Consider the following 23742-nt stretch of genomic DNA (forward strand, 5'->3'; position numbering starts at 1 on the left):
ATCAGGCTTCCAGTTCGCTCTTGGCCACCTCCGCGCCAGCGAACTCGAGAACTTCTCGGGCACCGTCGCGTGAGTACCCCTGTTCGACGAGGGCGTCAACCCACGTGCTGCGCTCGTCGTCGTCCAGTTCGTTGGCACTCACGAGTGCCGAGAAGTTGATGTTGTGCTTCTTGTCTTCCCAGAGTTTGCGCTCTAAGGCGCGGCGGAGGCGGTCGTTGTCTTGCGGGTCGAACGAGGTTCCCTCGCGTGCGCGACGCGAGACCCAGTTCGAAACTTCCTGACGGAAGTCTTCTTTGCGGTCTTCGGGGATGTTGAGTTTCTCTTCGACGGCGCGCAGGAACTTCTCGTCCGGTTCTTGGTCGCGGCCGGTCAGTTCGTCTTCGACCGTCGCATCGTCGATGTAGGCCATGACGTGGTCCATGTACTTCTCGCCCTGTCGGCGAATCTCGTCGATGTCGTAGGCGAGCGCGTGGCGAACGTCCTCGATGGCGCGCTCTTTGTACTCTTCGCGGACCATCTCGAGGTAGCGGTGGTACCGACCGAGGTTCTCTTCGGGAATCGACCCGTGGTTTTCGAGGTTCTCTTCGAGGTGCGTGAACGACGACAGCGGCGAGAGGTACTTTCTGCCGCGGTGAGTCGAATCCATGATGGCTTCGGCGATTTCGTCGCCGATGAAGCGAGCAGAGACACCGTCCATGCCTTCGGCGATGTCGGCTTTCGCCTCGCCTTCTTCGCGGAGTTTCCGAACGTCGATGTCGTCGCCATCGTCTAACTCGCCATTGTAGGCTTTCGCCTTCTGGACGAGCGTGATGGTGTCCGAATCGGGTTCGGTGATACGCGTGAGGACGCCGAAGAGGCCGGACATCTCCAGTGTGTGCGGCTCGACGTGAATATCGGGCACGTCGGCGTTCCGGAGCATCTTCCGGTAGATTTCGGCTTCCTGTTCGTATTCGAGGACGTACGGGAAGTCGATACGCTTGGTTCGGTCGTTGAACGCCTCCATCTTCTCGTCGCCCTTCTTCTCGCGGTACTCGGGCATGTTCGTCCGGCCCACGATGACCTGGTCGATGTCGATACGCGGGTTGTTCTTCGGCTTAATCGTCTGTTCCTGCGAGGCGTGCAGGAAGTCATAAAGGAACTCGCGCTGGAGTTTCAGCAGTTCCTCGCCGGAGAAGATGCCACGGTTGGCGTTACAGAACGCGCCCGAGTAGTCGAACGCGCGAGGGTCTGATTCGCCGTAGACCGCGAGTTTCGAGTAGTTGACGTCGCCAGTGAGTTCGGTTTCGTCCTGATTCTTCTTGTCCTTCGGTTCGAAGGTCTCGATACACTGGCGCTTGTTCTCGGAGGCGACGAGACGAATAATCTCGACGTGGTTGTCGAGGACCGATTCGAGGTCGTCGTCGTAGTGTGCGAGCAGGCGGTCCATGTAGAACTCCGAGGCAGGGTCGAGTGCCTGGTCGTTCCTGATGGTGTAGGGCGCTTGCAGATTTTCGTTCAGCCCCTCGATGACGATATCACGTTGCTCGTGTGGGAGCAACACCAGTGGGTCTTGGTGCATCGGCGAGTAGACCACGTTGTCCCCGGGGTCTTGGTCGCGGATGATGTCACACAGGTTCGTCCATCTGAAGGTGTACATGCGGCCCTCGTCGCGCATGGTGAAGTCTTCGAAGTAGCGTCGAGAGAGCCAGTCAAAGTGTGACTTCCCGGAACCGACTGGGCCTAAGAGAAGTTTGATGCGTTTTTCAGGGCCGAGGCCGCGGGCCCCTGATTTCACCTTGTTGACGAACTCGTGTATCGACTCGTGAACTTCGCGGCCGTAGAAGACGTTCTCCCCGTCGTGCAGGGGGTCTTCTGACGCCATGAGGTACTCCACGACGCCCGCATCTTCGTCGTAGCGGGTGCCGTAGAAATCGAACATGTCCGCCACACGTTGGTGGGCGTTGCGAGCGATCTTCGGGTCTTCGTAGACCTCTTCCAAGTACCACTCGAAGCTATTCGCTTCACGGAGGTCCGCGGGAACCGAGTCCCGGTAGTGCTTGCTGAGGTCTGCGAGTGTTTCCATTTCGCCGTTCATGTTTCGTGGTGCCTCGTTGGACCATCCGTCAGAAGACGGAGCGAAGGACCTGCATTCACAGGCCACAGACGACATCAGAACACCCGTATTCCGACCATGTCGGCCGATAGGAGTGCCCGGAATCGTCGCCGTGTGGCGCGCTCACGACAACACAACGACGGGCGACAGAATCGGCGGTTCACGTATGACAGTGTGCGACACGGCTCGCTCGGTCCGGTGACCGAGACTGTTCCTCAATGAGAGACGTTAACATATAACGCTTTCTGCGAGTATAGTCAATATGCTGACCCAAAGCTCATCGATCCCACATAAATACCATGCCAAATAGCAACCAATAGTCGGGGAGTCAGTCGTTTTAATCGGTGATTCAGTGCGCTGGTGGTGTCGTTAATCCAGTCAGCCAGCAATCAAGTGTGCATTCACTGACCGTTATTCGGGCTAACGTGCGGACACACAGCGAGAGGCTTAGGCCGGAAGCGTGAATAGTGGGCGTATGAGCGAGTTGCCTGCGGGATGGACGCTGTGGAACGACGAAGAAGGTGGCCGACGAATTCTCGCCTATCGTCCCGACGTGTTCAACGAGAGTAACTTCCCCTCGGAGTGTATGCCCACGATTTTCGTCTGGAATGGGTCGCGGGCCAAGCGCCCCGGCGCGTCACAGATTCGAACCACGACGTGGCACGCAGTTCTGTACATCGAGCCCGAGATAGAAGCCGAAGTCGTGGAGTTCGACTCGCGCGAGGCGGCACTCGAGGGTGCGACCGAACTCGCACAGCGGTTTTCCGACGGGGAAATCGGCTACCGTGAGTTGTACCAAGTGCCGCGACCCGACTACTTCGACAAACTCGACGAGTTGACCGGCCGCGGCGACGCCTGAGCAGACACCGAAACGCGGCTTGTGCCCTCACCGTGACATCGCCCGACTGGGCGGGAGTCTTAACCCACCTGCAAATAAATCTTCGAGTATGACCTCCGTTACACTCATTGGTGGCCGCCTGACCGACCCGGGGACAGAATTTGTCTACTACGGGGAGTCCTCTGGATGTGAAGGCTGTCCGTATCGCCAACAGTGTCTCAACCTCACCGAGGGCGTTCGGTATCGAGTCGTCGGCGTCCGTGAGAACACCCAACTGCTCGACTGTGCCGTCCACGATGAAGGCGTCCGCGCCGTCGAAGTCGAACCCGCGCCGGTCCAGGCTAACGTTCCCTCGAAAGGCGCGTTTTCGGGGAGCAAGGCCAGTCTCCAAGGCCCCTGCCCACACACCGAGTGCCCAAGCCACCAGTACTGCGTACCCGAAGGCGCAGATTTCGACCAGGAGTATCGCATCCGCGAAATCGTCGGCGACCCACCGCACGACCACTGCTATCTCGACCGGTCGCTGACGCTCGTCGAATTGGAAGCCGCAGACGAGTAGGACGGCATCGGGGGTACCCTTTTCTCGCGGACGCGTGTCTGCTCACCAATGACGACTGCCATCTTTTTCGACCTCGATGGGACGCTCCTCCAGTACGGAGAGTCATTTTCTGCGCTGTTCGAGCGTACGCTCCCAACTGCTCCCGAGGGTGCCTACGAACACTACCTCGAGACGTTCTTTGCATCGTTTGCCGACCTCTCGACGACACCCTACGCCGACGGATTCGAGGCCGTCGTCGAGAAATTCGACCTCGGCGTGGACCCAGCACTGCTCGCAACGCAGTACACCAAACACGAACTCGCAGCGACGACAGTCTCAGAAGCGACGGCCACGGCAGTCGAACGCGTGGCAACCCAGTATCCGACAGGAGTACTCACGAACGGCGTCCTCGACGTCCAGCGTCGCAAACTCGAACACCACGAACTCGACCAATTTTCCCAAGCACTCGTCGTCTCGAACGACCCAGATGTCGCGGCACAGAAACCTGACTCGGGGATTTTCGAGGCCGCAGAAGATGCGCTTCCGGCAGACTCCTACGTCTACATTGGGGATACGTACGACGAGGATATCGTCGGCGCTCGGGACGCTGGCTGGGACGCGATGTACGTCGGAGAAGAAAATCGAGACGAGGAGGTTCCAACCGACCCAACCGTCTCGGACGTGGTGAGTCGCTTGCTCGATTAAGAAATCTGTCCGATGTTGTCGCCAGCGTAGCCGAAGATGTCGGCGTAGCCGTACGCAGAGAGCAAGATGGGGTAGAAGCTCTGGTCGGCGACGAACGTCTCGTCGTCGGCGCGGGCGAACTTCTCGCCTTCACTGACTTCTTGGAAGTTCGTTGCGAACACTTCGTACTCCTCTGCCTCGGGTTTGGGAATCTTCTCCAACAGACGGAACACGTCGAGCGAGTTGTCTTCTTGCACGCCGAGATTTGGTCGGTCGGCACTCATCGGTTCTTCGCCACCGCTGCCGTCGCTGGCGACAGTCGGGGCCGGCAGGACGTTCGTCGCAGTCAGGAACGCGCGAATCAGCCAGTAGGCGTTGTCCGCGGCCTCGTCGGATTTCTGCAATCCAGCTTCGACTTCGATAGTGTGAGCGTGTTCGATGAGTCGGCCTTCGGCGAAGTTGTTCGTCTCCACGAGGAAATCGACAGGCAAGTGCGGGCAGATAGAGCGCGCAATCGCATCGACCGTATCGACGATGGCGAACGGTTCGGCGAACGACTGCGTAGAGTGGATAGAGAATGCTGTCGTTTCGCGTACTTCGCGCCCGAGGTCGTGAGCGAGTCGGCGTTCGTGCGAGTCGGCGTGAGGGTCGCCGGGGAACGCACGATTGAGGTCTTCGTCGAGGTAGCGAACGTCTGCTTCGAGTGCCTCTTCGTTGGCGATGATGAGCTTGACCGGGCGCTCGACGTCGGGTTCTTCCGCAACGAACCGTTCGATAGCCCGCGCACCACACGGTTCGTCGCCGTGAATAGACCCGACAACTGACACTTCGGGCGTGCCGTCACCGAGTTCGTAGATACGCATTGACCGGACCTTGCACTGGAGGGTAAAGGCTGTTAAGATTCATCTGAGGGAGAAGTTCTCTGCCGAATGTCATAATCAGCACTCAGTGGTCGAGATGGTCGACGTAGTCGTAATCGGCTGGATAGGCGGTCGCTTGTTGGCCGTCGAGGCTGATTTTCCACCCGTGGAGGGCAGCCGGGTCGTCGAGGGCGGCACGCATCGTGTCGCGGATATCATCGACATCGACGCCGTAGAAATCGCTGGGCGTCCCCCGGAGATATTCGAGGGCTGTTTCGAACAGCGAGCGCATGCCAACGTCGTTCTCAAAGTCGAAGTGCTTGTACGCGCCTGCGGCGACCTGCACCATTCCGTGGAGAAAGGCGCTCTCTGTGGTTCCTGCACCGTAGTTGTACCACTCGTCCTCGAAACAGTCGTGACTCTCGTGGAAGTCGTTCGAGTTGAACAGTCTGATACCGTGTTCGACCGCACGCCGGAGGGTAGCGTGTTCCCACATCCGTCGGTCTTGGTTCCACCCCGTCGGGTTCCCGAGCGGTGGGGCAACACTCGGGTCGCGGGTGTGTTCGTCCATGGATTACAGGCGTCGGCAATGCCAGTAATTCCATCGGTACCGAAGGTGGTCCAAGTGTACCTGACAGCGCAAGCCAGAGGTTCATGCTGGCACGTCGCCGAATATTACGTATGACCGAGTGTGCCTACTGCGGCAACGAGGTTGAGAGGTCCGAGCCAGTGTTCATCGAAGAGCTTCAAAGCGGGATGCGAATTTCGATGGGGTCGTTTTGTAACTACGACTGTCTGCTCGCGTATCTCGAAACGAAGCGACCGACTCCCGGTCGGTAACATCCGCTGGGTGGGAAGTCGTCAAGAGAGTGAAGCCGAAGGCCGAGCAGACCCGACGAGATTCAGGCCCTATTTAGGGTCGCTCACCAGTCACAGAGGTATGGCACTCGCATCCGCACTGGTTGCGGGTGGCGTCATCGGCGTCCGGCACGCGCTGGAGACGGACCACCTCGCAGCAGTTGCAACGATGGTCGAAGGCGACAGCGACCGGCCGGGAATCGTTGGAGCATCGTGGGGCGTCGGACACTCCATTCCGATTGCTGTCATCGGTTTGGCGTTCGTCGCACTCGGCATCCAACTCCCCGAGTCGGTGACGAAGCTCTTCGAAATCGTCGTCGGCGCAGTTCTCGTCCTTCTCGGGGCACGAATGCTCTTTCGCGCGGCAGGAATCGACCTCCCGACGGTTCGCGCGCACGGACACGAGAATAGAAGGCACCGACACCTCTCGATTGGCGGCATCTCGCTCGGTGCAGACCACTCGCACGTTCACGGTGAGTCGTTCGCTGTCGGCGTTCTCCACGGGTTCGCAGGCAGTGGTGCGCTCGTGATTGCGATGGTCTCGGCAGCTCCTGCGATGGGACAGGCGATTGCATTCCTCGGCGCATTTGCCCTCCTGACGATTGCGACGATGGCGACGGTGTCGCTTCTGTGGGACCGCTCGATGGAAGTCGGTGGAACGCGCGTCCTCCGCGCTGTGGCCGGTGTCGTCGGCATCGCCGTCGGTGGGATGCTCGTCGTCGAACAGGTCGGCGTCGTCGTCTAACATTTCGGAACGTTTTAGCAGACTGCCCAACCTACACTCAGATGCGCGAGGGTAGCAAAGTCTGGAAAACGCGGCGGACTCAAGATCCGCTCCCGTAGGGGTCCGTGGGTTCAAATCCCTCCCCTCGCACTTGTACCGACGAACAACGTGAGGAGTGTCAAGTGCGCCTGTGAGGGGTTTGAATCAGGGAGCGTGCGACACGGAGTGTCGCAATAGCGACCGCGGTTCAAATCTCTCCCCTCGCATTTTTGCTGCGAACGACAGTGAGCAGTGAAATCGACACGGAGGAGTTTGAACGATGGAACAGGCAGTCTCGCCGGAGGTGAGGAAGCGTGTTCAGGTAGTTCAAATCTCTCCCCTCGCACCCAACACTAGTTCAATCACCGAACTCGCCGAGAGAGCAAAGTAAGTCGCGGTCCCATATACACGCATGGTGAACTTCCACATCGGCAGAGGCGGGGTGGTCATAATCCTGCTCCTCTTTCTCCTCTTGGAGTTGGAGGACATACTCATCTGGGTCAACACCGGCAGTCTGCCAGCAATCGAGTTTTTCGTGGCGACGATAATCGTCCTCGGCGTCGTCGCGTTCGCCATCCGCGAAGCCGTGGCACACCCGCCGCCGCGACACTGACCCCGCCCGTTTCACTTCCGTGTCACTCGTGAGCAACAGACCACGTTTCCGGTGAAAATCGCCGGATAGAAGGGCGTCTTTGAGCGAGAGTGGTTCACTCACGACCGACAAATGGTCAAAATTCTGATGTTCGGTACTTCTCTATCTCAACAGTCTAACTATCCGAAAACGAGACTATCAGGAAATATTGACTACTCAGAAACCATCAGAAACGTTCATTATGTATAGCGTCGTACTATAGTGTTGCCGGAAACGCAAGGGCGTACCGGATGACCAAACCGAATCCAATCGGGCGACGTGAAAGGCGTCGACGATGGTACCCATCGCAAGATGGGGAGGAATGGGGTCGACACGAACACCGAGTCTTTCGTAACAGGAAGACGAGGTCAAAGTGCCGAAGAGGAACCGCAACAACCCCGTTAACCACTCTGCAAGCGAGTGGCAGGGAGGCCAAGTACCGGACCACGAGAAATCGGAGTTCGGGAAGTCGGTGCAAACCGAAAAAGGCCGTGAGGGTTGTGGAAAACGTCTTCCGTCCGGGTTCTAATTGCGATTTCTGGTTTCTTCGATATTCGCTCTCTGAGCGAGGACGCTATTCTTCGAGTAATTCAATCATCGACCGAAGGTACTCCGACGCGACGAGCGGTTCGTCAGCGGCGGTGCGCTCGACAGCAGTCAATCCAAACGTGAGTGTCTCAGTGACCGACGACTCGGGGAGTTGACTTCGGATGATTTGCGCTGCGATATCGAGTTGCTCGCGGGCGGTTGCAACGTCACCCGAGCGGACCCCTTCGCGCGCTTCACTGAGCGTCGCCACGAGCGTTTCCGACAAAGTATCCGGAATGTCGGAACTGTTTGGCATGAACTGTTACTTTGCTGTGGCTCGGCATAAACCCCGATAATCGCCATCCCTCAAGCCATCGAGTATGGGCGATGGATATAGGCCACTCGCGTTGGAACCACCGCTATGAACGAATTCGACGCCCGCGCGGACCGGGCCCAGCGTGCGGCACGCGACGGCGGCGCAGTCGCCTATCGAGCCTTCCGAACCGGCATCGACGTGGAGACGAAAGACGGGAAAACCGACGTAGTGACCCAAGCAGACCGAGATGCACAGCGTCGCGTCGTCGAACGAATTCACACTGCGTTCCCCGACGAACCTATCGTGGGCGAGGAAGACGACGAACTCAAGGACGTCCCCGAATCCGGTCCGTCGTGGATTGTCGACCCCATCGACGGGACGAACAACTTCGTCCGCGACGTGCCGATGTGGGCCACCGCAGTCGCTGCCCTCGTCGATGGTGAGCCTGTCGCCGCCGCGAACGCCCTCCCCGCGTTCGACGACCTCTACGTCGCCGACGAGCGGGGCGCGTATCGAAACGGCCACGAAATTTCGGTGAGCGACCGCGCCGACCCCGAACTGTGTACCGTCGTGCCGACCTTTTGGTGGAATTTCGAAGAGCGCGACGAGTACGCCGCCGCCACCGAAGCAATCGTCTCTCGGTTCGGTGACCTTCGCCGGTACGGGAGCATGCAACTCTGTCTGTCCTTGCTCGCCGATGGCTCACTGGACGGCGTCATCACGAACAAACAGGCGAACTCGTGGGATTCGGTCGCCGGGGCGTACCTCGTTCGGCAGGCAGGTGGCACCGTCACCGACCTCGACGGGAACGAGTGGCGGCACGACGCCGACGGCATGGTCGCCTCGAACGGACACGTCCACGAACACGTGCTTGCGGCCGCCCGCGACATCGGGGATTTGACCGACTGACGAGCGTCAACGACGCCGTCACTCACACGCAGCATCCATCCGCAAGGTGCAAGTCGTCGCCTGAAGAACAATCGCTATGGACCTTGACGCGACAGACAGGGCCATTCTCCGAATTCTCATGGAGGATGCACGCACGCCCTTCAGCGAGATAGCCCGCCGAATCGACATGTCGAGTGCGACGGTACACGACCGAGTCGGGAGAATGGAAGACGCCGGTGTCATCGAAGGCTACCACGCGAGCGTCGATGCACGCGCGGTCGGTCTCGGTACGTCTGCACTCGTCGGCTTTCGTGTCAAACAGGGTCACGAAAAAGAAGCCCTCCAGCAACTCCGAGACATCGAAGGCGTCCAAGAGATTCACCTGACGACGGGCGAGTGGGACGTCGTTCTCCGCGTGTACGCTGAAGACACCGATGCCCTCCGCGAACTGATGTTCGACCACGTCGCCGAACTCGAAGGCTTCTCGCGCTCGCAGACGATGGTCATCCTCGGCACCGAGTACGACGACCCGGTGTTGCCGGTTCACGAACCAGACGAACACTGATTCTGCGGACTCACCTGCGCTCGTTGGTGTGTTCTATGCGTGCAAAATACCGGAACCCTAAACAGGCCCGCCGTCGGCGTTTCGCGTATGTCAACGGTAGCCGCGCGACTTGGCGTCAGCCCCGAACGATTGTGGGGCCTCAGCGTCGTCGCCATTCTCGTCGCCCTCGTCGGTGGCTCACTTGCCTTCCCTCGCGTCGTCTATGATGGCTTTATCTGGCACTACTTCTGGGGACCAGTCGAAGCGGACGCAAACTCCGCGGTCTGTGCGATTCGACCCAACGGCGTCACCCAGTATCTCGACAGTGCCGCCGCCTGTGTCGCCGCGGCCGAACCGGTCGCCTACCCCGGATACACGCTCGTCTCCGAAGTCGGCTACATGGTCACGCTCATCGTCGCCCTCACCGGCGTGGTGTTCCTCTTACGCCGTCTCGACATCGGCAATCAGTCGCGTTTCTTCTACGCGCTGATTCCGTTCATGTTCTTCGGCGGCGCCTTTCGCGTCATCGAGGACGTGAACGACGCAGCCAATGCCGCGGATACGCTCATCACCTACCCGCTGAACACGCTCGTCATCAGCCCGGTCATCTACGTGACCGTCTTCGTAATCACACTGGTCGCCGTCGTCGCCAGCGTCACCGCAGAGCGCAACGGACTCGTCGATGACTACGTGAAACCGCTGTTCGCTGCTGGTATCGGCGTCCTCGCACTCTCACTCGTCTATCTCCTCTACGCTGGCCTGACTGGACTCAATGGCGCGACGTTCTACCCACAAGTTCTCGTCGTCATCCTCATCGGGGCCACCGTCGCCGCTGCGATTACGTGGGTACTCGTCGAACGTTTCGCACCCGAAGTCAACCTCGGGACGGGCCTCATCGGTCTGGTCATCATCTGGGGTCACGCCGTGGACGGCGTTGCGAACGTCATCGGTTTGGACTGGATGACCGCGCTCGGTGCCGGGCCGAACCTCGTCGCCAAACATCCCGTGAACCAAGCCGTCGTGGACTTCACGGCCGCGACGCTTCCCGCCGGAATCCTCGCTATCACGGGCGATGCGTGGCCGTTCCTCCTCGTGAAACTCGTCGCCGCAACACTCGTCGTCTGGGTCTTCGACGACCGGATATTCGAGGACAGTCCGCGCTATGCGATTCTGCTCCTCATCGCCGTCCTCGCCGTCGGTCTCGGCCCCGGCACACGTGACATGCTTCGCGCGACGTTCGGCGTTTAAAATCCCTGTCTCGTTTTCGCCGACGAAGGTTCATATCCCAAGCCGCGGCCAAACGGTGTATCCTCCAATAAACCACCGTTCGGCGGACTGCGGGAGTCCGACACACCGCCGAGCGGGCAGGCGTGTCGGCTGTTAGCCTCCTCAAAAATCAATAATCTGCTTACGGGAACGGGTGGAACTCGCGGTCCAGTTGTGGCTCGAAGCCGAGTTCTCGCGGGACCGACTCGGCGCGGTCACTGAAGAATGACTCGCCCATGAACAGCGGTTGCGCTTCGGGAGCCAAGACGCGCACTGCTTCGAATCCTAACGCCTCCACGTCGCGCGGCGTGATGCGTGCCGCGTAGGCATCTACGCCAGCATCGGCCACGCGTTCGACGACCGTCTCCAACGCTTCTGACCCACCGTCCACGTCCGGTCCGACCGACTCCGCAGGAATCGTCGCATCGGGCGTCACGAACTCCTGCGCACTCTTGGGGAAGTCGGCGTAGGTGCCGATGGCGCCGCCTTGCTGAGCGGACTGTTCGGGACCCATCCCACGCAGTTCGGTCCAGTTCTGGAGTGCCTCGGAGAGTGCCGACCGAGCGGCGGCGTTCGTATCGAGATTCGCACCGGAACCCATCGCGAACTTCGGCCACTCGTCGTCGCGGTGGACTGCGACGGCGACGACGGGAACGTCGATGTCTTGGGTGACGAGCAGCGCCGTGACGTTCAAGTTCTCAGACCGAGCGCGCCGACGGAGCGTCTGGAAGGTATCGTCCTGTACATCGAGTCCGAGTGGGTCGAACGTCGAGTACCACGCGAGCATCGTCGCGTCGCGCTCGACAATCTCGTACAGGCCCGAGAGAATCGCCTCTGCGCCGGAATTCCCGAGTCCGAGACCCGTCGTAATCGCGGGTTTGTGGCGCTCGTTCGGTGGCGGGTAGTGGACGAATTCCGCTGGAAGTGACACCGTCTCGCCGGTTTCGAGGTGTTCGCCTTCGACCCACTGAATCGACTCACGTGGGTCGGGAGCGCGGTAGGAGTCCGGGCGGACGAATCGACTTGGCGGGACTGCCTTCGGACGATTCGACGCGGGTGCAACCGCGAACTCGCTGGCTCGATAGACGCCTGCCGAGTAGCGTTCGAGTGCCTCACCGAGTGCTTTCATGTAGGCTTCGTCCCAGCCAACGGCCGCACCGCCTGCCAACTCTGCGGCGCGAGTGTCGGCGTAGGCCGTCGTATCCGCGGTCTGTGCGACGTAGTACGGAAGTGGGAACGACTCGCGCTCACCAACCTGCATGACGACGCCGACACGGTCATCCACGGCGAGTTCGGCGCGTGAAATCGCGTCATCGAGCGAGACCGACCGGAACTCACGTGAGAGTGTCCGGTCGCGCGAACCCGCCTCTGGGAGTGGGAGCGGCAACACCGACCGCTCTGCACCGGGAACTTCGACGACTGTCCCAGCGACGTCAGCGCCGGACAAGAGTGCAATCCCACGCCGACCGGCCACTGCTCCGGCGAGCCGAACTGCCGCACGGTCACCCGATGGCCTGCCTTCGGATTCGGTCGTCGAGGCGACACGCCCGCGGAGGTCACGGTATCGTGCGCTCTCGGCGTCGAACACAGAGACTGCGGCGTCGAGGTCAGAGACAGCGTGGCCACCGATGCCGCCGATTTCGACTGCGAGCCATCGGTCAGCAGATTCGTCGGCGACGGCAAACGCGTCACTGCCTGCGGGTGCGACGACGAATCCAAGGTCAACAGCGTCGAAATCGTCCGGTTCGGTCTCCTGTACCTCGGCGTCGATATCGGCGCACGCGGCGCGAATCGACTCGGCGGCAGGACCGCTTCCGGCGAGTCCAATAATCATGCCCCACTCGACGGACGGGTGGGAGAAAAAGCGGCGGGTCTTCGCTTATCCGTTCAGGAGTTCTTCTGCGATGTCCGCGAGGTCGTCGCGGTCTGCTTCGGCGAGGCGGTCGGTGCCGAGTTTCAGGCGGAGGCGCGGGCGACCAACGTCGATGGGGACTTTTTCGGTTGCGATGAGTCCGAGGTCTTCGAGCTTGGTCTTCGTGCGCGAGAACGTCGCCTTGCTGGCGATGCCGACGTCTTCGCCCCACTTCGAGATATCGTAGAGGAGTACTTCGTTGCGGGCGGCGACGAGGAGCGAAATCGTCACTTCGTCGAGGCCGTTGCCGTTGCCGCGGGCGGAGGTGAGCGACGAGAGAACGGCGTCGAAGTCGGCGCGCGTGTCGTCACCGATGTCTTCGCTAAGCGTCTCACGGACGCGAGAGAGCGGCGGCGTACGGAGTTTGAACTCGGGGGCGTCGTCCCACCGCACGCGGTGTGCGTCGAACGCTGTATCGACGAATCCTGCGTCGTCGGTGACGAGACCAGCGACTTTGCCGCCTGCGCCGACGAGCGCGACGACGGAGTTCGGAGTGACAAAGAGCGTATTTTCGACTTCTTCGCCCGCGGTGCGCATCGAGACGGTTCCTTCGGCGACGAGGTCGGCCGCGTTGGACGCGATAATAAAGTCGTCCATAACCTCCTTCAAGACGGCTTCGTCTGCGACGAGTCGAATCGTTGGCAAGTCGCCGTCGAAGTCAGTTGCAACATCGACGAGTCCTTCGATAACGTCGGCAGTCGGATTGGTGACGAGTACCTCTTCGTCTGTCGAGTCCAGAACTGACCTAATGATGTCTTCTACGCCCTCTGCGAGCAAATTAGAACGAATAGCCATACCTTGATTATCATCAGATAAATATTTAATATTACCGTAACTCGGCAATCAGAACGGTAACGAGTGGGTATTGTAACAAGTGAATTTTTCGAGAATTGAGCGACTTGCGTATGAAATTTTACCTCGAAAATCGCGTGCGAAAACTATAGTGTGAACAATCGGGATGGTTCGCGGGCGAACTGCCGAACGGGTGGAATCACGACGAGAGACGACTGTGAGAACACAGTGATGAAATCGAGTTTACGTGTTCGTGCATTTGTGTCTATGTAGCATAGCCATAACTATCCAAGTTCATGTATTACAACAGCGGCAGGCGTCGCCAAAGAAGACACATTTATGCCGTAATTCGCATGGATAGTACGTATGGACTACAGCCACGTCCGCGACGTCGACCCCGATGCGGCAGCGGCCCTCGAAGCAGAGGTCGAGCGTCAACGCGACACACTCGCAATGATTGCCTCCGAGAACCACGTCTCCGAAGCGGTTCTCGAAGCGCAAGGGAGCGCGCTGACGAACAAGTACGCCGAAGGGTACCCCGGCAAGCGCTACTACGCTGGCTGTGAGTACGCCGACGAAATCGAGAACCTCGCCATCGAGCGCGCCACGGAACTCTGGGGCGCAGAACACGTCAACGTCCAACCCCACTCCGGCACGCAGGCGAACATGGGCGTCTACCTCGCCATGCTCGAACCCGGCGACAAGATTCTCTCGCTCGACCTGACCCACGGCGGTCACCTGAGCCACGGTCACCCCGCGAACTTCACGGGCAAACTCTACGACGTCGAGCAGTACGAGGTCGATGCCGAGACTGGCTACATCGACTACGACCAGTTGGCTGAGAAAGCCGCGGAGTTCGAACCCGACATCATCGTCTCGGGTTACTCCGCCTACCCACGCGCCGTCGAGTGGGAGACGATTCAGGACGTCGCCGACGACGTTGGCGCACTTCACCTCGCCGACATCGCCCACATCACCGGCCTCGTCGCGGCGGGCGTCCACCCCTCGCCGGTCGGCATCGCCGACTTCGTGACCGGTTCGACCCACAAGACCATCCGTGCCGGTCGTGGCGGCATCATCATGTGCAACGAGGAGTACGCCAAGGACATCGACAGCGCCGTCTTCCCCGGCGGTCAGGGCGGCCCCCTCATGCACAACGTCGCTGGCAAGGCAGTCGGCTTCAAGGAAGCCCTCCAACCCGAATTCACCGAGTACGCCGAACAGGTCGTCGAGAACGCGAAAGTACTCTCCGACACCTTCGAAGAGAACGGCCTCAGCGTCGTCTCCGGCGGCACCGACACCCACCTCGTCCTCGTTGACCTGCGCGACTCGCACCCCGACCTGACGGGCGGCGAAGCAGAAGATGCGCTCGAATCGACGGGCATCGTCCTCAACGCGAACACGGTTCCGGGCGAGACGCGCTCGGCGTTCAACCCCAGCGGTATCCGCGCTGGCACCCCCGCGCTCACGACGCGTGGCTTCGGCGCAGACGAGACCCGCGAAGTCGGCGAACTCATCGTCAAGGTCGTCAACAACCACGACGACGAGGACGTACTCGCCGAAGTCTCCGACCGCGTACAGGAACTCTGCGACGCGAACCCGCTGTACGAGTAACGCACCGGCAACGTACCAGCAACGCACCAGCGACCTGCTTTTTCGTTCGTCTCGCACGTAGTGTGAGGAGTCGATGCGCAGACGCACGTACCTCGGCACGCTCTCGGTGACGGTGGGCGCACTCGCTGGATGCACCTCGGCAGACGGCGATGGGGCGAGTACACCGACCGATGAGACGACTGCCGAGACGACAGAGACAGTGGCGAACACAGACACGACGGAGGACGCGATGGAATCAGACACCACATCCGACGAACTCGACCTGCGCGAAGCGAACGTGATTGTTGAACACGCACGAATGCGGAAGCTAAGATTCTGACCGTCATTTTGGTCATAAACATGTATATTTACTCTGTTTTGAAACGGAGAATACTCACGAATTCGAATGTTTGAAATGGGTTGCCGACGCCTGTTGGACCATGACCACCATCATCGACGGCAACGAAGTCGCCGAGGAGATTCGCGACGGCCTCGCGGATGCAATCGACACCCTCGCCGCCGAAGGCGTCACACCCGGTCTCGCAACCGTACTCATGAGTACAGACCCCGCCAGCGAGACCTACGTGGCGATGAAGCAGCGCGACTGCGAGGAAGTCGGCATCGAGGCGTTCGACTACGAACTCGACCCTGACGCACCCGCAGACGAACTCTACGCTGTCGTTGACGACCTCAACGAAGACGATGACGTCCACGGCATCCTCGTCCAGATGCCCGTCCCCGACCACGTCGATGACCGCGCCGTCCTCGAACAGATCGACCCCGCAAAGGACGTAGACGGATTCCACCCCGAGAACGTCGGCCGCCTCGTCGCTGGCGACGCTCGCTTCAAACCCTGCACGCCCCACGGCGTCCAGAAACTGCTCGAATCCGCCGACGTAGACACCGAAGGCAAAGACGTAGTCATCGTCGGTCGCTCCAACATCGTCGGCAAGCCGATGGCAAACCTCCTCATCCAGAAGGCAGTCGGCGGCAACGCGACGGTCACGGTCTGCCACTCGCGCACCAAAGACCTCGCCACGAAGACCCGTGACGCAGATATCGTCATCGCCGCCGTCGGCGTGCCGGAACTCGTCACGGGCGACATGCTCTCCGAGGGTGCAGTCGTCATCGACGTCGGCGTCAACCGCGTCGATGCGGACAACGAGAAGGGTTACAAACTCGTCGGCGACGTGGAGTACGACTCCGCAAAGGAGAAAGCGAGCGCCATCACGCCCGTTCCCGGCGGCGTCGGACCGATGACCCGTGCGATGCTCCTCTGGAACACGGTCAAAGCCGCCGCCGAGAAAGAGGGAATCGACGTCGACCTGCCCTAGATGGCAGACTCCGACCCGGACCTCGACATCGACGGTGAGTGGTACGTCGATGACGAAGACGTAATTCGTCGGAAAACGAGCCGAACGGTCCCAGAATCCTCGTTCGAGACCATCGTCGAACGCATCGACGGTGGCCTCTCGTGGGGCGTCGCCGGAGTCTGTACCGACGGTGAATCGACGTTACTCGTTCGACAAGACGGCCAGTGGGTTCTCCCAGGTGGTGGTGTCGAGCCTGGCGAGAGTCGGAAGGACGCACTGGTCCGTGAGATGCACGAAGAGACAGGACTGGAGACAACGGTCGAGAGCCTTCAGTGCGTGACGAACCAGACGTTCACCTGCAACGGCGATTCCAGAGAGTTCCGATTCGCCATCTACCGCGTCGATTTCGAGGGCGAACTGACCGACGACCCGGGCTTAGAAGACGAAGCGATCACCGACATCGGATGGTTCGAGACCTTGCCGGAGGACACACTCGACCGGGAGTTAGTTCGGCATCTCGGTTCGGACTGACCGGGCCAGTCTTTCTCCTCTTTCTTTCTACTGGTGGGTCGCAATCAGGACGCGCTGAGTCTCCGTCTCGTGGTGAACACAGAATCTCGTTTGGGTGGGAACATCGAAACTGTGGCTCGCTTCTTTCGAAATCAAGAGTTCGCTAAATGCGTCGCCGCAGGCTGGACACGCGACGCCATCGCGGTTTTCGACGACCATCGTGGCACCTGTATCACGGAGCATCTTCACCCGGTGTCGAACCTCGTGAATGTCGAAGGTGTCTTGCATTGCTGGCGAAGGGAGAGCCGAGAGCAAAAGCGTTCGGTCGATTAGCTCAGGCGTTCGAGTCTGTCGCGGACATCGGCGAGCGCGTCGAGGTCGTCTTCGGTGAGATAGGTGTACAAGCCGTTGGCGGCCGCAACGAGTGATTCCGACTCTTCGAGTGGAAGTGCGCCTTCGAGTGCCTCGGCGCGTTTGACGTGGGTTGCGAGCGATTCTACGGTGTGTCGTGCTTCAGTATCGGGATGCGAGTCGAGCCACGTCGAAAGATTTCGGCGGTAGCGTTCGACTCCCTGCGCGTACGCGAGTCCGCGAGCATCGACCATCGAGGACGGAACGTCCTTGGGTTCGGGTCGGGTGCCCGACTTTGCCCCGCGAATCAGCGAGAGGACGTAGAACTCTTCGTCGTCGGTCGGTCGGTTCGACCGGGCAAACACATCGACTGCGTGGAGTAGTTCGTACGCGACGAGCGACGTATCGTCCAGTGGAAGGAGTTCGCCACCGTGGATGAAGCCGAGCGAGCGAACGTACTCCCGCAGGTCAGACTTCAAATCCGGTGCCGCGGCACGAATCGACTCGTTGGCGACAGTCGTCTGGTGCGGCGCCAGGTCGAGGGTGGCTTGCGAGGCAGTATGCGTCGCTCGCTCGCCGATACCGACGCTTCGCATGCTTCCACATGCCGGACACGAGACGCTCCCTGTCTCGTAGTACGACCACTGGTTTCCGCACGATTTGCACTCCCGTTCGCCTCGAATCTCCATACCTCCTCTTTTCCGTCACGGCGCAAAAGCCCGGCGACACTGGGGGCACACAAGGTGTGAATCCCGCCCGTGAGAATTAGCGACAGAAAAAATGTTGCCGAGCTAACAAAAGTCCAGAAGACTACATACTTTCGTGTGTGAGTTTGGGTATGCGAAGTGAATCAGAAGTCCGCGAGCAGTACGAGTTTCTCAAAGAAGAACTCGAATCCGAAGACATGCGCCACGAGGGCGTTCGGAAGCTTCTGACGCATTACAAACGGGCACTCGGATGGGTACTCGAAGAAGAGCATATGTAGTCGCTCGACGAGGATATTCTCACTCTCTTCACTCGAAATAATTACCTTGCGAGAAATTTCGTCTTACTGTCAATCGTTGCCATTCGTCGTTATGTTTAAGTGAAACCGAACGGTAGCGGAATGTGACGCTTCGCTTTGGAGGGCCGAAGCGTCAGCGGGGACCAATTCAGGGCGGCACGCCGTGCCGGGTTTTTCCGGCACGGCCTGCTTTCCTTTCTGTGCTACTCGATTTCCAGACCGGTAGCGCCGTCTGTGTCGCCTTCTTTCCATTCGAGTTCGAACTCGACGCTCCGTTCTTGAATCGCACCTGTCGCGTCGGTCTCGTGTTCGACTTTGACTTCGAACGTAACCCGCGCGGGAACCGATAGCGTACTCTCTTGGGTGCCTGCACGAAGCGTCAGTTCGCCAGTCTCTAACTTGTCGGCGACATCACGGAGGTAAGCGGCGACTGCGCTTCGGTCTTCCTTCAATTCGGTGCTGAACACAGTTTCTTCAGGCATACCAGAACATACGTCGGGAGAGCACATAAGACAGTGGAGTCATCCATCGTCGGACATATCCAGCACTCGAAACAGTCAGCCCCTCCGATTAGTAACTTGTTCTACACAACCGGAAACAGTAATTTTTCCCGGTAATTGCCGCCATCTGCCCCGATTTCTCGAATCCATTGCGACATATTTATTTTAATCAGACAATAAGATACGACTCGACTTTACCGATGTACGACCTGACAGGATTCCAGCGAGACCTACTGTACGTTATTGCCGGACTCGAAGAACCACACGGACTGGCAATCAAAGAAGAACTCGAAGCCTACTACGAGAAAGAGATTCACCACGGTCGTCTCTACCCCAACCTCGACACGCTCGTCGAGAAGGGCCTCGTGGACAAGGGACAGCGTGACCGCCGAACCAACTACTATACCCTGACTCGACGTGGGCGACGCGAAATCAAAGCGCGAAAAGACTGGGAAGCAGACTACATCCCAGAAGACTTCGAAGCGTAATCTCAGTCGTCGTCATCGCCCGACTCGGGCGACGAACGAGGGTCTCGGTTCTGACGCGGTACGTCAGACGATTCTGCGGTTTTCCCGTTTTCAGACGTGACTTCTTCTAGTTCTGTCTCCGGCGTCTTCTCGATGAAATACGATGGGTCGACAGTGTACGGCTGAATCGGCTTTCCGGCGATGAGTTCGGGGAGGACGAGTCGTGCGAAGTTCACCACCAACACGAGTATCATCGGCATGAGGAAGATGCCGTACCATCCGAAAAGGAGTGGACCGAAGGTGTACGCAATCATCACCGCGCCGGTGTGCAGTCCGCGCCCGGAAACGTATGGCCGAAGCACGAGGTCCGGAATCGTATCCACGATGACGAACGAGACAGCCGCAAAGAGGACGACGAACCAGAGTGCAGGTGGGTTGAACACCATCGTCTGGATGCCCATATAGGTCGCGATGGGAATGTAGACGAGTTTCATCCCGACGACCGGAATGAGGCTCGCAACGCCCGCGAGCAGTCCGATGAGAGCGGGCGCAGGGATTCGAACACCCATTGGCGCGATGATGTTCAACAGCGAGAACGCGATGACACCAATCGTCCCCGTGAGAATCGCGTTGAGGATGTTGCCGAAGAAGATGTGGTTGAAGTCGGTATCGACCGCACGCATGTAGGCTTCGAAGATGCCGCGGTCGTCGGCGAACATCGAGCGACCCCACCGCGAAAGACGGTGGTCGTCGCGGAGCAAGTAGAACGCAATCGCAATCATGACAAAGAGGTGGACCGCGCCGATGCCGAGGAAGGCGAGCGTACTCGTCGCAACGTCGAGCGAGTCGAACACCGACGACACCGTACTCGGCGTCAGAAGCGACTCGAAGTCGTAGGCTAAGAGCGCCTGCGGACTGGCGATACGACTGAGAATGTCTGAGTTGATACCGTACGCCGTGAGGTCGATTGGCGTCTCAGCAGACGAATACTGGTCAACGTACTTCACTCCTTCTCGCAGTGCAATCGTCGCAGAGTAGACGACGAGCGAGAGCGCGGGGAGCGCAAGTGCGAACAATGCAACCGTGGCGGCGAGACTCGGCGGAGAGATTCGTCTCCTGAGGCGGCGGTAGATCGGCCGCGTCGCGTAGTAGATGAACAACCCGAACACGACCGTTCCGATAAAGGAGTAGACGACGTAGACGAGCGCACCAGCGAAGAGGGCGGCCAGTACCCACCACATCGCACGAGACCGGTCGATGTCGCGGAATGCCATACTATCACGGCGACAGGGAGATGAGAAAAAACTATCGCGAACCTAACAGATGTATGACGCGCATTCATTCACGCCGAATCGCCCGCTTTGGCCGCAAATTTTCGCCCGACTGCGCCGTGGCACGGCAGAATCTACCCCATTGACAACGAATATCTTATCACATGGGTGTTCGTAGCGAGGCGCATGGACCGAGAGACGGTGGTTCCCCGTGTCGAGACGTTACCCGGGCCGCGTGCCAAAGAGTGGGCCTCCTACCACAAAGAACACGCAGCACCGAGTACCTACGTCTACGACTTCGTCTGGGATATCACAGAAGACGCCGAAGGCCCCTTCTGTACCGACGTGGATGGCAACGTACTTCTCGATTTCACCAGCCACGTCGCGGCCGCACCACTCGGCTACAACAACTCGAAGATTCTGGAGCCGATGGCGGAGTTCGACCTGGTTGATCCCACCAAAATCGCTGGCCAAGACTTCTTCGTGAGCGACGGGTCCGCTCCCGGTGAGGAGCAGTTCCCTGGCCCTGCCACCCTCATGGACCGACTCACCGACCTCACGAGTCACTACGGGATGGACACCGTGTTCCTCTCGAACTCCGGGGCTGAAGCCGTCGAGAACGCCATCAAAATCTGCTACGACAACTCTGACGGCGCGAAGTACGGAATTACGTTCGAAGGCGCGTTCCACGGGCGAACATTAGGCGCACTCTCGCTCAATCGCTCGAAGTCCGTCTACCGGCGCAACTACCCCGAGATTTCGGGAATTACCGACGTGCCGTTCTGCGACGACAGAACGTGTTCGCCCGAGACGTGTTCGTGTGGCTTCTTTTCGGACCCCGAATCGGCAGCGTCGAAACTCCGCAAGAAACTCGACCCAAAGCGCGGCCACATCGACGCCGAGGAAGTGTCCTACGTCATCGTCGAACCGATTCAGGGCGAAGGCGGCTACCGATTCCCTTCAGACGCGTTCGCCGACGAACTCGCCGCCGTCGTCGAGGACTTCGACCTGACGCTCATCGCCGACGAGATTCAGACGGGTGTGGGCCGAACCGGCGAGATGTGGGGTTCAGACCACTACCCGATGGAACCAGACGTCATCAGCGCCGCAAAAGGCCTTCGCGTCGGCGCAACCATCTCGAAGAAAGATATCTTCCCAGAAGAGACGGGCCGTATCTCGTCAACGTGGGGAGCAGGAGACATCATTTCCTCGATGCAAGGCGTCCTGACGCTCGATGCAATCGAGGAGTACGACCTGCTCGACAACGCCGTCGTCCGCGGTCGGCAGTTCAAAGAGACGATTCGGGACAGCGCGCCCGAGACAGTCGTCGATGTCCGCGGCAAAGGGCTCCTGCTCGCAGTCGAATTCGACACACACGAGCGCCGAAACGCCGTCCACGACGAAGCGTTCAAACGCGGACTACTCACGCTCGGCTGCGGCTACAAGGTTCTCCGGATTCTGCCGCCACTCGACGTGACCGAGCGCGAAATCGACCTCGGTGCGAACATGCTCCTCGACGCTATCGAGGACGTGTCCTAACTACGTCCAGCGGTCCAACCCAGTCTGCGTCACCGACTCTTCGATACGCTCGAAGCCACGTTTCACTTCGTCGGCATCGACTTCCCACGTTTCGGTGACGTATTCGCGGGCGGCCGCAACGTCGGGCGAGTAGTCCGAGTCGATATCGTAGTCGTCGGTGACCGGCGGGTCAACGAAGAACTCGCGCACGCGGTCCGCGTTGGGGATGTGTTCGCCACGAGCCTCGAGGACGCCCCAGAGGTCGCCGTGTTCTTTGACTGCTTTGACGGCAGTCTTCGGGCCGACACCGGAGACGCCTTCGTTGAAGTCCGTCCCACAGAGCATCGCAATGTCGATGAGTTGCTCCCACGTGATGTCGTGTTTCTCCAGCGTTCCATCGAGGTCCATCAACTCTGGATTCCCTTTGCTCGTGAGTTGGCGAAGCGTGTAGGGTGCGCCGAAGAGGAGTGTGTCGTAGTCCTCGCTTCCCACGTAGTCGGCGTCGCCTTTCCGAGCCATGTAGGAGGCCTGCGCCTCGCCCTCTGCGGGGGCCTCGACCACCGGTACGTCGAGCAACGCGAGGAGTTCACGACTCGTCTCCTGAATCGTACTCGTGAGTCGCTGTGTACGGGCTTCCATCCGGGCGGCCTCGACTGCGTCACCGGCTTCGCGGGCTTCTTCGAGGCGCTCTTCGGCCTTCTCGCGTTGTTCGCGGCGCTTTGCCACCTCGTCGTCTTTCATGTCGGTGACCCCACCGTCGAAGACGAACACGGGTTGCAGGTCGTGTTCGAAGAACTTGGGCAGGCCTTGGACGATGCCGATGAGGTTGGCGACTTCCTCGCCCTCGCTCGTCGTGTACTTCTCACTGCTCGTCCACTTGACCGTCGTCGTCAGATATCGATAGAGCCAGTTGTGCGCATCGACGGCGACCACGCTCCCGGCCACGTCGTCGAAGGAAACCTCGCTCAGTGCGGCGAGGCTTCGAAGGTCTGCATTTCCCATTGCGACGGGGTTCGCACGCCACGGATTTGAATCGCCCGAGTGTCGCGTCGTGGCCTACTCCTCAGCGACGAGCGGTGGGCCTGCGCCTTCACGAGCCGCTAAAAATGCGCGTTCGTCGTCGCCGAGGTCACGAACGCGATAGCGGTCCAGCCCGGATTGGTAGTCTTCTTTCGAAACGCTCGCTGGACGCGTTGCCGGGCGTTCTAAGACCAGTTCGGCGATGCCTGTCTCGCGCCCCGTGAATCCGAACCCCGCCTTGTGGCACGCCTCGTAGGCGAACGGATTGTTCGTCGCAATTCGGAGTCGTTTGTAACTGTGGTCGGCGGCTTCGTCGGCGAATCGTTCGAGGAGTCTCGGCCCAAGTCCTTCCCCTCGCCGGTCACGTCGAACCGTGATGTAGCGAATCCAAAGTGTGTCGGAATCCGTGCGGTCCTCGTTGAACGCAACAGCCGCGAGTACGTCGTCTCGGGGTTCGCCGATGTGTTCCGGGCCGTCTGCGGGTGGCGGCCGCTCGTCGGTGAGTGGCGGCAGTGGCGCATCCGAGTCGCGGAGGATGGCCTTCCCCGTCTTCGTCGTGATGAACTTCCCGGCGTAGGTAAATCGCCGGTAGTCGAGGCGAAGTCGCGGGCCGTCGGTTTGCCACCCCAGCACTGCGAACTCCATATCTGGGCGAACGAGGGCGACGCGCAAGAACCTTCCCTGAC

28 protein-coding genes and 1 tRNA gene are annotated in these 23742 nt (G+C 59.8%); 17 read left to right on the plus strand and 12 right to left on the minus strand.

Annotated elements, in window-relative coordinates:
* Nucleotide 1 precedes the first annotated feature (1 nt).
* Nucleotides 2–2074, minus strand: a complete 2073-nt coding sequence (locus ACK509_RS14025; RefSeq protein ID WP_410767152.1) for a PrkA family serine protein kinase — start codon at nt 2072–2074, stop codon at nt 2–4.
* 493 nt (nt 2075–2567) lie between these two features.
* Here ACK509_RS14025 and ACK509_RS14030 point away from each other — a divergent pair, with 493 nt between their 5' ends.
* The 3 genes from ACK509_RS14030 to ACK509_RS14040 all read left to right on the plus strand — a co-directional run bounded on the left by ACK509_RS14030 (nt 2568) and on the right by ACK509_RS14040 (nt 4173).
* Nucleotides 2568–2951 carry a DUF5820 family protein gene (locus tag ACK509_RS14030; protein ID WP_410767153.1) on the plus strand — a complete coding sequence of 128 codons (384 nt, stop codon included), beginning with the start codon at nt 2568–2570 and terminating at the stop codon, nt 2949–2951.
* A gap of 88 nt (nt 2952–3039) precedes the next feature.
* Nucleotides 3040–3489, plus strand: coding sequence for a UPF0179 family protein (locus ACK509_RS14035; protein ID WP_410767154.1), 450 nt, complete (start codon nt 3040–3042; stop codon nt 3487–3489).
* Nucleotides 3490–3537: 48 nt separating this feature from the next.
* Nucleotides 3538–4173 carry an HAD family hydrolase gene (locus ACK509_RS14040; RefSeq protein WP_410767155.1) on the plus strand — a complete coding sequence of 212 codons (636 nt, stop codon included), beginning with the start codon at nt 3538–3540 and terminating at the stop codon, nt 4171–4173.
* Here ACK509_RS14040 and ACK509_RS14045 read toward each other — a convergent pair.
* Complete coding sequence (locus ACK509_RS14045; protein ID WP_410767156.1) at nt 4170–5015, minus strand: succinylglutamate desuccinylase/aspartoacylase family protein; 846 nt, start codon at nt 5013–5015, stop codon at nt 4170–4172. The genes ACK509_RS14040 and ACK509_RS14045 overlap by 4 nt on opposite strands.
* A gap of 82 nt (nt 5016–5097) precedes the next feature.
* Nucleotides 5098–5583 carry a DUF309 domain-containing protein gene (locus tag ACK509_RS14050; protein WP_410767157.1) on the minus strand — a complete coding sequence of 162 codons (486 nt, stop codon included), beginning with the start codon at nt 5581–5583 and terminating at the stop codon, nt 5098–5100.
* Between the two features lie 110 nt (nt 5584–5693).
* Between ACK509_RS14050 and ACK509_RS14055 the strand changes: the two genes are divergently transcribed.
* The 4 genes from ACK509_RS14055 to ACK509_RS14070 all read left to right on the plus strand — a co-directional run bounded on the left by ACK509_RS14055 (nt 5694) and on the right by ACK509_RS14070 (nt 7246).
* The gene (locus ACK509_RS14055; RefSeq protein WP_410767158.1) at nt 5694–5852 is read left to right on the plus strand and encodes a hypothetical protein; all 159 of its coding nucleotides are present in this window, start codon (nt 5694–5696) and stop codon (nt 5850–5852) included.
* Between the two features lie 100 nt (nt 5853–5952).
* On the plus strand, nt 5953–6615 hold the full coding sequence (locus ACK509_RS14060) for a high-affinity nickel-transporter protein (RefSeq protein ID WP_410767159.1): 663 nt from the start codon (nt 5953–5955) through the stop codon (nt 6613–6615).
* A gap of 45 nt (nt 6616–6660) precedes the next feature.
* A tRNA-Leu gene (locus ACK509_RS14065) sits at nt 6661–6744 on the plus strand.
* Between the two features lie 301 nt (nt 6745–7045).
* Complete coding sequence (locus tag ACK509_RS14070; RefSeq protein WP_410767160.1) at nt 7046–7246, plus strand: hypothetical protein; 201 nt, start codon at nt 7046–7048, stop codon at nt 7244–7246.
* 592 nt (nt 7247–7838) lie between these two features.
* Here ACK509_RS14070 and ACK509_RS14075 read toward each other — a convergent pair.
* On the minus strand, nt 7839–8108 hold the full coding sequence (locus tag ACK509_RS14075; RefSeq protein ID WP_410767161.1) for a hypothetical protein: 270 nt from the start codon (nt 8106–8108) through the stop codon (nt 7839–7841).
* A 105-nt stretch (nt 8109–8213) separates the two neighbouring features.
* Between ACK509_RS14075 and ACK509_RS14080 the strand changes: the two genes are divergently transcribed.
* From ACK509_RS14080 to ACK509_RS14090, 3 genes are all read left to right on the plus strand, one after another.
* Nucleotides 8214–9017, plus strand: coding sequence for an inositol monophosphatase family protein (locus ACK509_RS14080; protein WP_410767162.1), 804 nt, complete (start codon nt 8214–8216; stop codon nt 9015–9017).
* Nucleotides 9018–9093: 76 nt separating this feature from the next.
* Nucleotides 9094–9561, plus strand: coding sequence for an Lrp/AsnC family transcriptional regulator (locus ACK509_RS14085; protein WP_410767163.1), 468 nt, complete (start codon nt 9094–9096; stop codon nt 9559–9561).
* An 87-nt stretch (nt 9562–9648) separates the two neighbouring features.
* A complete protein-coding gene (locus tag ACK509_RS14090; protein WP_410767164.1) occupies nt 9649–10788 on the plus strand; it encodes a DUF63 family protein in 1140 nt (379 codons plus the stop codon).
* A 160-nt stretch (nt 10789–10948) separates the two neighbouring features.
* Here ACK509_RS14090 and ACK509_RS14095 read toward each other — a convergent pair whose 3' ends face one another.
* Together ACK509_RS14095 and tbsP are read right to left on the minus strand one after the other, a co-directional pair.
* On the minus strand, nt 10949–12640 hold the full coding sequence (locus ACK509_RS14095; RefSeq protein ID WP_410767165.1) for a YcaO-like family protein: 1692 nt from the start codon (nt 12638–12640) through the stop codon (nt 10949–10951).
* A 45-nt stretch (nt 12641–12685) separates the two neighbouring features.
* On the minus strand, nt 12686–13513 hold the full coding sequence (gene tbsP / locus ACK509_RS14100; RefSeq protein ID WP_410767166.1) for a transcriptional regulator TbsP: 828 nt from the start codon (nt 13511–13513) through the stop codon (nt 12686–12688).
* A 363-nt stretch (nt 13514–13876) separates the two neighbouring features.
* On the opposite strand from tbsP, the gene glyA reads away from it, so the two are divergent.
* The 4 genes from glyA (at nt 13877) to ACK509_RS14120 (ending at nt 16947) form a co-directional block, all read left to right on the plus strand.
* Nucleotides 13877–15124 carry a serine hydroxymethyltransferase gene (glyA, locus tag ACK509_RS14105; RefSeq protein ID WP_410767167.1) on the plus strand — a complete coding sequence of 416 codons (1248 nt, stop codon included), beginning with the start codon at nt 13877–13879 and terminating at the stop codon, nt 15122–15124.
* A gap of 73 nt (nt 15125–15197) precedes the next feature.
* Nucleotides 15198–15443: a hypothetical protein gene (locus ACK509_RS14110; RefSeq protein WP_410767168.1), complete on the plus strand. Its 246-nt coding sequence runs from the start codon at nt 15198–15200 to the stop codon at nt 15441–15443.
* Between the two features lie 100 nt (nt 15444–15543).
* Nucleotides 15544–16437 (plus strand): bifunctional methylenetetrahydrofolate dehydrogenase/methenyltetrahydrofolate cyclohydrolase FolD, encoded by an 894-nt coding sequence (gene folD / locus ACK509_RS14115; protein WP_410767169.1) that lies wholly within the window; start codon nt 15544–15546, stop codon nt 16435–16437.
* Entirely contained in the window at nt 16438–16947 is a 510-nt protein-coding gene (locus tag ACK509_RS14120; protein ID WP_410767170.1) for an NUDIX domain-containing protein, read from the plus strand.
* A gap of 27 nt (nt 16948–16974) precedes the next feature.
* Here ACK509_RS14120 and ACK509_RS14125 read toward each other — a convergent pair whose 3' ends face one another.
* Together ACK509_RS14125 and ACK509_RS14130 are read right to left on the minus strand one after the other, a co-directional pair.
* Complete coding sequence (locus ACK509_RS14125) at nt 16975–17214, minus strand: flagella cluster protein (protein WP_410767171.1); 240 nt, start codon at nt 17212–17214, stop codon at nt 16975–16977.
* Between the two features lie 41 nt (nt 17215–17255).
* Nucleotides 17256–17966, minus strand: coding sequence for a hypothetical protein (locus tag ACK509_RS14130; RefSeq protein ID WP_410767172.1), 711 nt, complete (start codon nt 17964–17966; stop codon nt 17256–17258).
* Between the two features lie 149 nt (nt 17967–18115).
* On the opposite strand from ACK509_RS14130, the gene ACK509_RS14135 reads away from it, so the two are divergent.
* Nucleotides 18116–18262 carry a hypothetical protein gene (locus tag ACK509_RS14135; protein WP_410767173.1) on the plus strand — a complete coding sequence of 49 codons (147 nt, stop codon included), beginning with the start codon at nt 18116–18118 and terminating at the stop codon, nt 18260–18262.
* 221 nt (nt 18263–18483) lie between these two features.
* Here ACK509_RS14135 and ACK509_RS14140 read toward each other — a convergent pair whose 3' ends face one another.
* On the minus strand, nt 18484–18762 hold the full coding sequence (locus ACK509_RS14140) for an amphi-Trp domain-containing protein (RefSeq protein ID WP_410767174.1): 279 nt from the start codon (nt 18760–18762) through the stop codon (nt 18484–18486).
* Between the two features lie 218 nt (nt 18763–18980).
* Here ACK509_RS14140 and ACK509_RS14145 point away from each other — a divergent pair, with 218 nt between their 5' ends.
* Nucleotides 18981–19268: a PadR family transcriptional regulator gene (locus ACK509_RS14145; RefSeq protein WP_390221268.1), complete on the plus strand. Its 288-nt coding sequence runs from the start codon at nt 18981–18983 to the stop codon at nt 19266–19268.
* A 2-nt stretch (nt 19269–19270) separates the two neighbouring features.
* Here ACK509_RS14145 and ACK509_RS14150 read toward each other — a convergent pair whose 3' ends face one another.
* Nucleotides 19271–20488, minus strand: a complete 1218-nt coding sequence (locus ACK509_RS14150) for an AI-2E family transporter (RefSeq protein ID WP_410767270.1) — start codon at nt 20486–20488, stop codon at nt 19271–19273.
* 216 nt (nt 20489–20704) lie between these two features.
* Between ACK509_RS14150 and ACK509_RS14155 the strand changes: the two genes are divergently transcribed.
* The gene (locus tag ACK509_RS14155) at nt 20705–22057 is read left to right on the plus strand and encodes an aminotransferase class III-fold pyridoxal phosphate-dependent enzyme (protein WP_410767175.1); all 1353 of its coding nucleotides are present in this window, start codon (nt 20705–20707) and stop codon (nt 22055–22057) included.
* Here ACK509_RS14155 and fen read toward each other — a convergent pair whose 3' ends face one another.
* On the minus strand, nt 22058–23038 hold the full coding sequence (fen, locus tag ACK509_RS14160) for a flap endonuclease-1 (RefSeq protein WP_410767176.1): 981 nt from the start codon (nt 23036–23038) through the stop codon (nt 22058–22060). It abuts the gene before it with no gap.
* A 54-nt stretch (nt 23039–23092) separates the two neighbouring features.
* On the minus strand, nt 23093–23701 hold the full coding sequence (locus ACK509_RS14165; protein WP_410767177.1) for a GNAT family N-acetyltransferase: 609 nt from the start codon (nt 23699–23701) through the stop codon (nt 23093–23095).
* Between the last annotated feature and the right edge of the window lie 41 nt (nt 23702–23742).

This window comes from Haloferax sp. DFSO60 (genome assembly GCF_046557615.1).
Taxonomy (GTDB): Archaea; Halobacteriota; Halobacteria; order Halobacteriales; family Haloferacaceae; genus Haloferax.

Bases quoted from the DNA above. Each gene is read 5' to 3' on its own strand.
- ACK509_RS14025 (WP_410767152.1), bottom strand. From the start codon at position 2,074: ATGAACGGCGAAATGGAAACACTCGCAGACCTCAGCAAGCACTACCGG.
- ACK509_RS14030 (WP_410767153.1), top strand. From the start codon at position 2,568: ATGAGCGAGTTGCCTGCGGGATGGACGCTGTGGAACGACGAAGAAGGT.
- ACK509_RS14035 (WP_410767154.1), top strand. From the start codon at position 3,040: ATGACCTCCGTTACACTCATTGGTGGCCGCCTGACCGACCCGGGGACA.
- ACK509_RS14040 (WP_410767155.1), top strand. From the start codon at position 3,538: ATGACGACTGCCATCTTTTTCGACCTCGATGGGACGCTCCTCCAGTAC.
- ACK509_RS14045 (WP_410767156.1), bottom strand. From the start codon at position 5,015: ATGCGTATCTACGAACTCGGTGACGGCACGCCCGAAGTGTCAGTTGTC.
- ACK509_RS14050 (WP_410767157.1), bottom strand. From the start codon at position 5,583: ATGGACGAACACACCCGCGACCCGAGTGTTGCCCCACCGCTCGGGAAC.
- ACK509_RS14055 (WP_410767158.1), top strand. From the start codon at position 5,694: ATGACCGAGTGTGCCTACTGCGGCAACGAGGTTGAGAGGTCCGAGCCA.
- ACK509_RS14060 (WP_410767159.1), top strand. From the start codon at position 5,953: ATGGCACTCGCATCCGCACTGGTTGCGGGTGGCGTCATCGGCGTCCGG.
- ACK509_RS14070 (WP_410767160.1), top strand. From the start codon at position 7,046: ATGGTGAACTTCCACATCGGCAGAGGCGGGGTGGTCATAATCCTGCTC.
- ACK509_RS14075 (WP_410767161.1), bottom strand. From the start codon at position 8,108: ATGCCAAACAGTTCCGACATTCCGGATACTTTGTCGGAAACGCTCGTG.
- ACK509_RS14080 (WP_410767162.1), top strand. From the start codon at position 8,214: ATGAACGAATTCGACGCCCGCGCGGACCGGGCCCAGCGTGCGGCACGC.
- ACK509_RS14085 (WP_410767163.1), top strand. From the start codon at position 9,094: ATGGACCTTGACGCGACAGACAGGGCCATTCTCCGAATTCTCATGGAG.
- ACK509_RS14090 (WP_410767164.1), top strand. From the start codon at position 9,649: ATGTCAACGGTAGCCGCGCGACTTGGCGTCAGCCCCGAACGATTGTGG.
- ACK509_RS14095 (WP_410767165.1), bottom strand. From the start codon at position 12,640: ATGATTATTGGACTCGCCGGAAGCGGTCCTGCCGCCGAGTCGATTCGC.
- tbsP (WP_410767166.1), bottom strand. From the start codon at position 13,513: ATGGCTATTCGTTCTAATTTGCTCGCAGAGGGCGTAGAAGACATCATT.
- glyA (WP_410767167.1), top strand. From the start codon at position 13,877: ATGGACTACAGCCACGTCCGCGACGTCGACCCCGATGCGGCAGCGGCC.
- ACK509_RS14110 (WP_410767168.1), top strand. From the start codon at position 15,198: ATGCGCAGACGCACGTACCTCGGCACGCTCTCGGTGACGGTGGGCGCA.
- folD (WP_410767169.1), top strand. From the start codon at position 15,544: ATGACCACCATCATCGACGGCAACGAAGTCGCCGAGGAGATTCGCGAC.
- ACK509_RS14120 (WP_410767170.1), top strand. From the start codon at position 16,438: ATGGCAGACTCCGACCCGGACCTCGACATCGACGGTGAGTGGTACGTC.
- ACK509_RS14125 (WP_410767171.1), bottom strand. From the start codon at position 17,214: ATGCAAGACACCTTCGACATTCACGAGGTTCGACACCGGGTGAAGATG.
- ACK509_RS14130 (WP_410767172.1), bottom strand. From the start codon at position 17,966: ATGGAGATTCGAGGCGAACGGGAGTGCAAATCGTGCGGAAACCAGTGG.
- ACK509_RS14135 (WP_410767173.1), top strand. From the start codon at position 18,116: ATGCGAAGTGAATCAGAAGTCCGCGAGCAGTACGAGTTTCTCAAAGAA.
- ACK509_RS14140 (WP_410767174.1), bottom strand. From the start codon at position 18,762: ATGCCTGAAGAAACTGTGTTCAGCACCGAATTGAAGGAAGACCGAAGC.
- ACK509_RS14145 (WP_390221268.1), top strand. From the start codon at position 18,981: ATGTACGACCTGACAGGATTCCAGCGAGACCTACTGTACGTTATTGCC.
- ACK509_RS14150 (WP_410767270.1), bottom strand. From the start codon at position 20,488: ATGTGGTGGGTACTGGCCGCCCTCTTCGCTGGTGCGCTCGTCTACGTC.
- ACK509_RS14155 (WP_410767175.1), top strand. From the start codon at position 20,705: ATGGACCGAGAGACGGTGGTTCCCCGTGTCGAGACGTTACCCGGGCCG.
- fen (WP_410767176.1), bottom strand. From the start codon at position 23,038: ATGGGAAATGCAGACCTTCGAAGCCTCGCCGCACTGAGCGAGGTTTCC.
- ACK509_RS14165 (WP_410767177.1), bottom strand. From the start codon at position 23,701: ATGGAGTTCGCAGTGCTGGGGTGGCAAACCGACGGCCCGCGACTTCGC.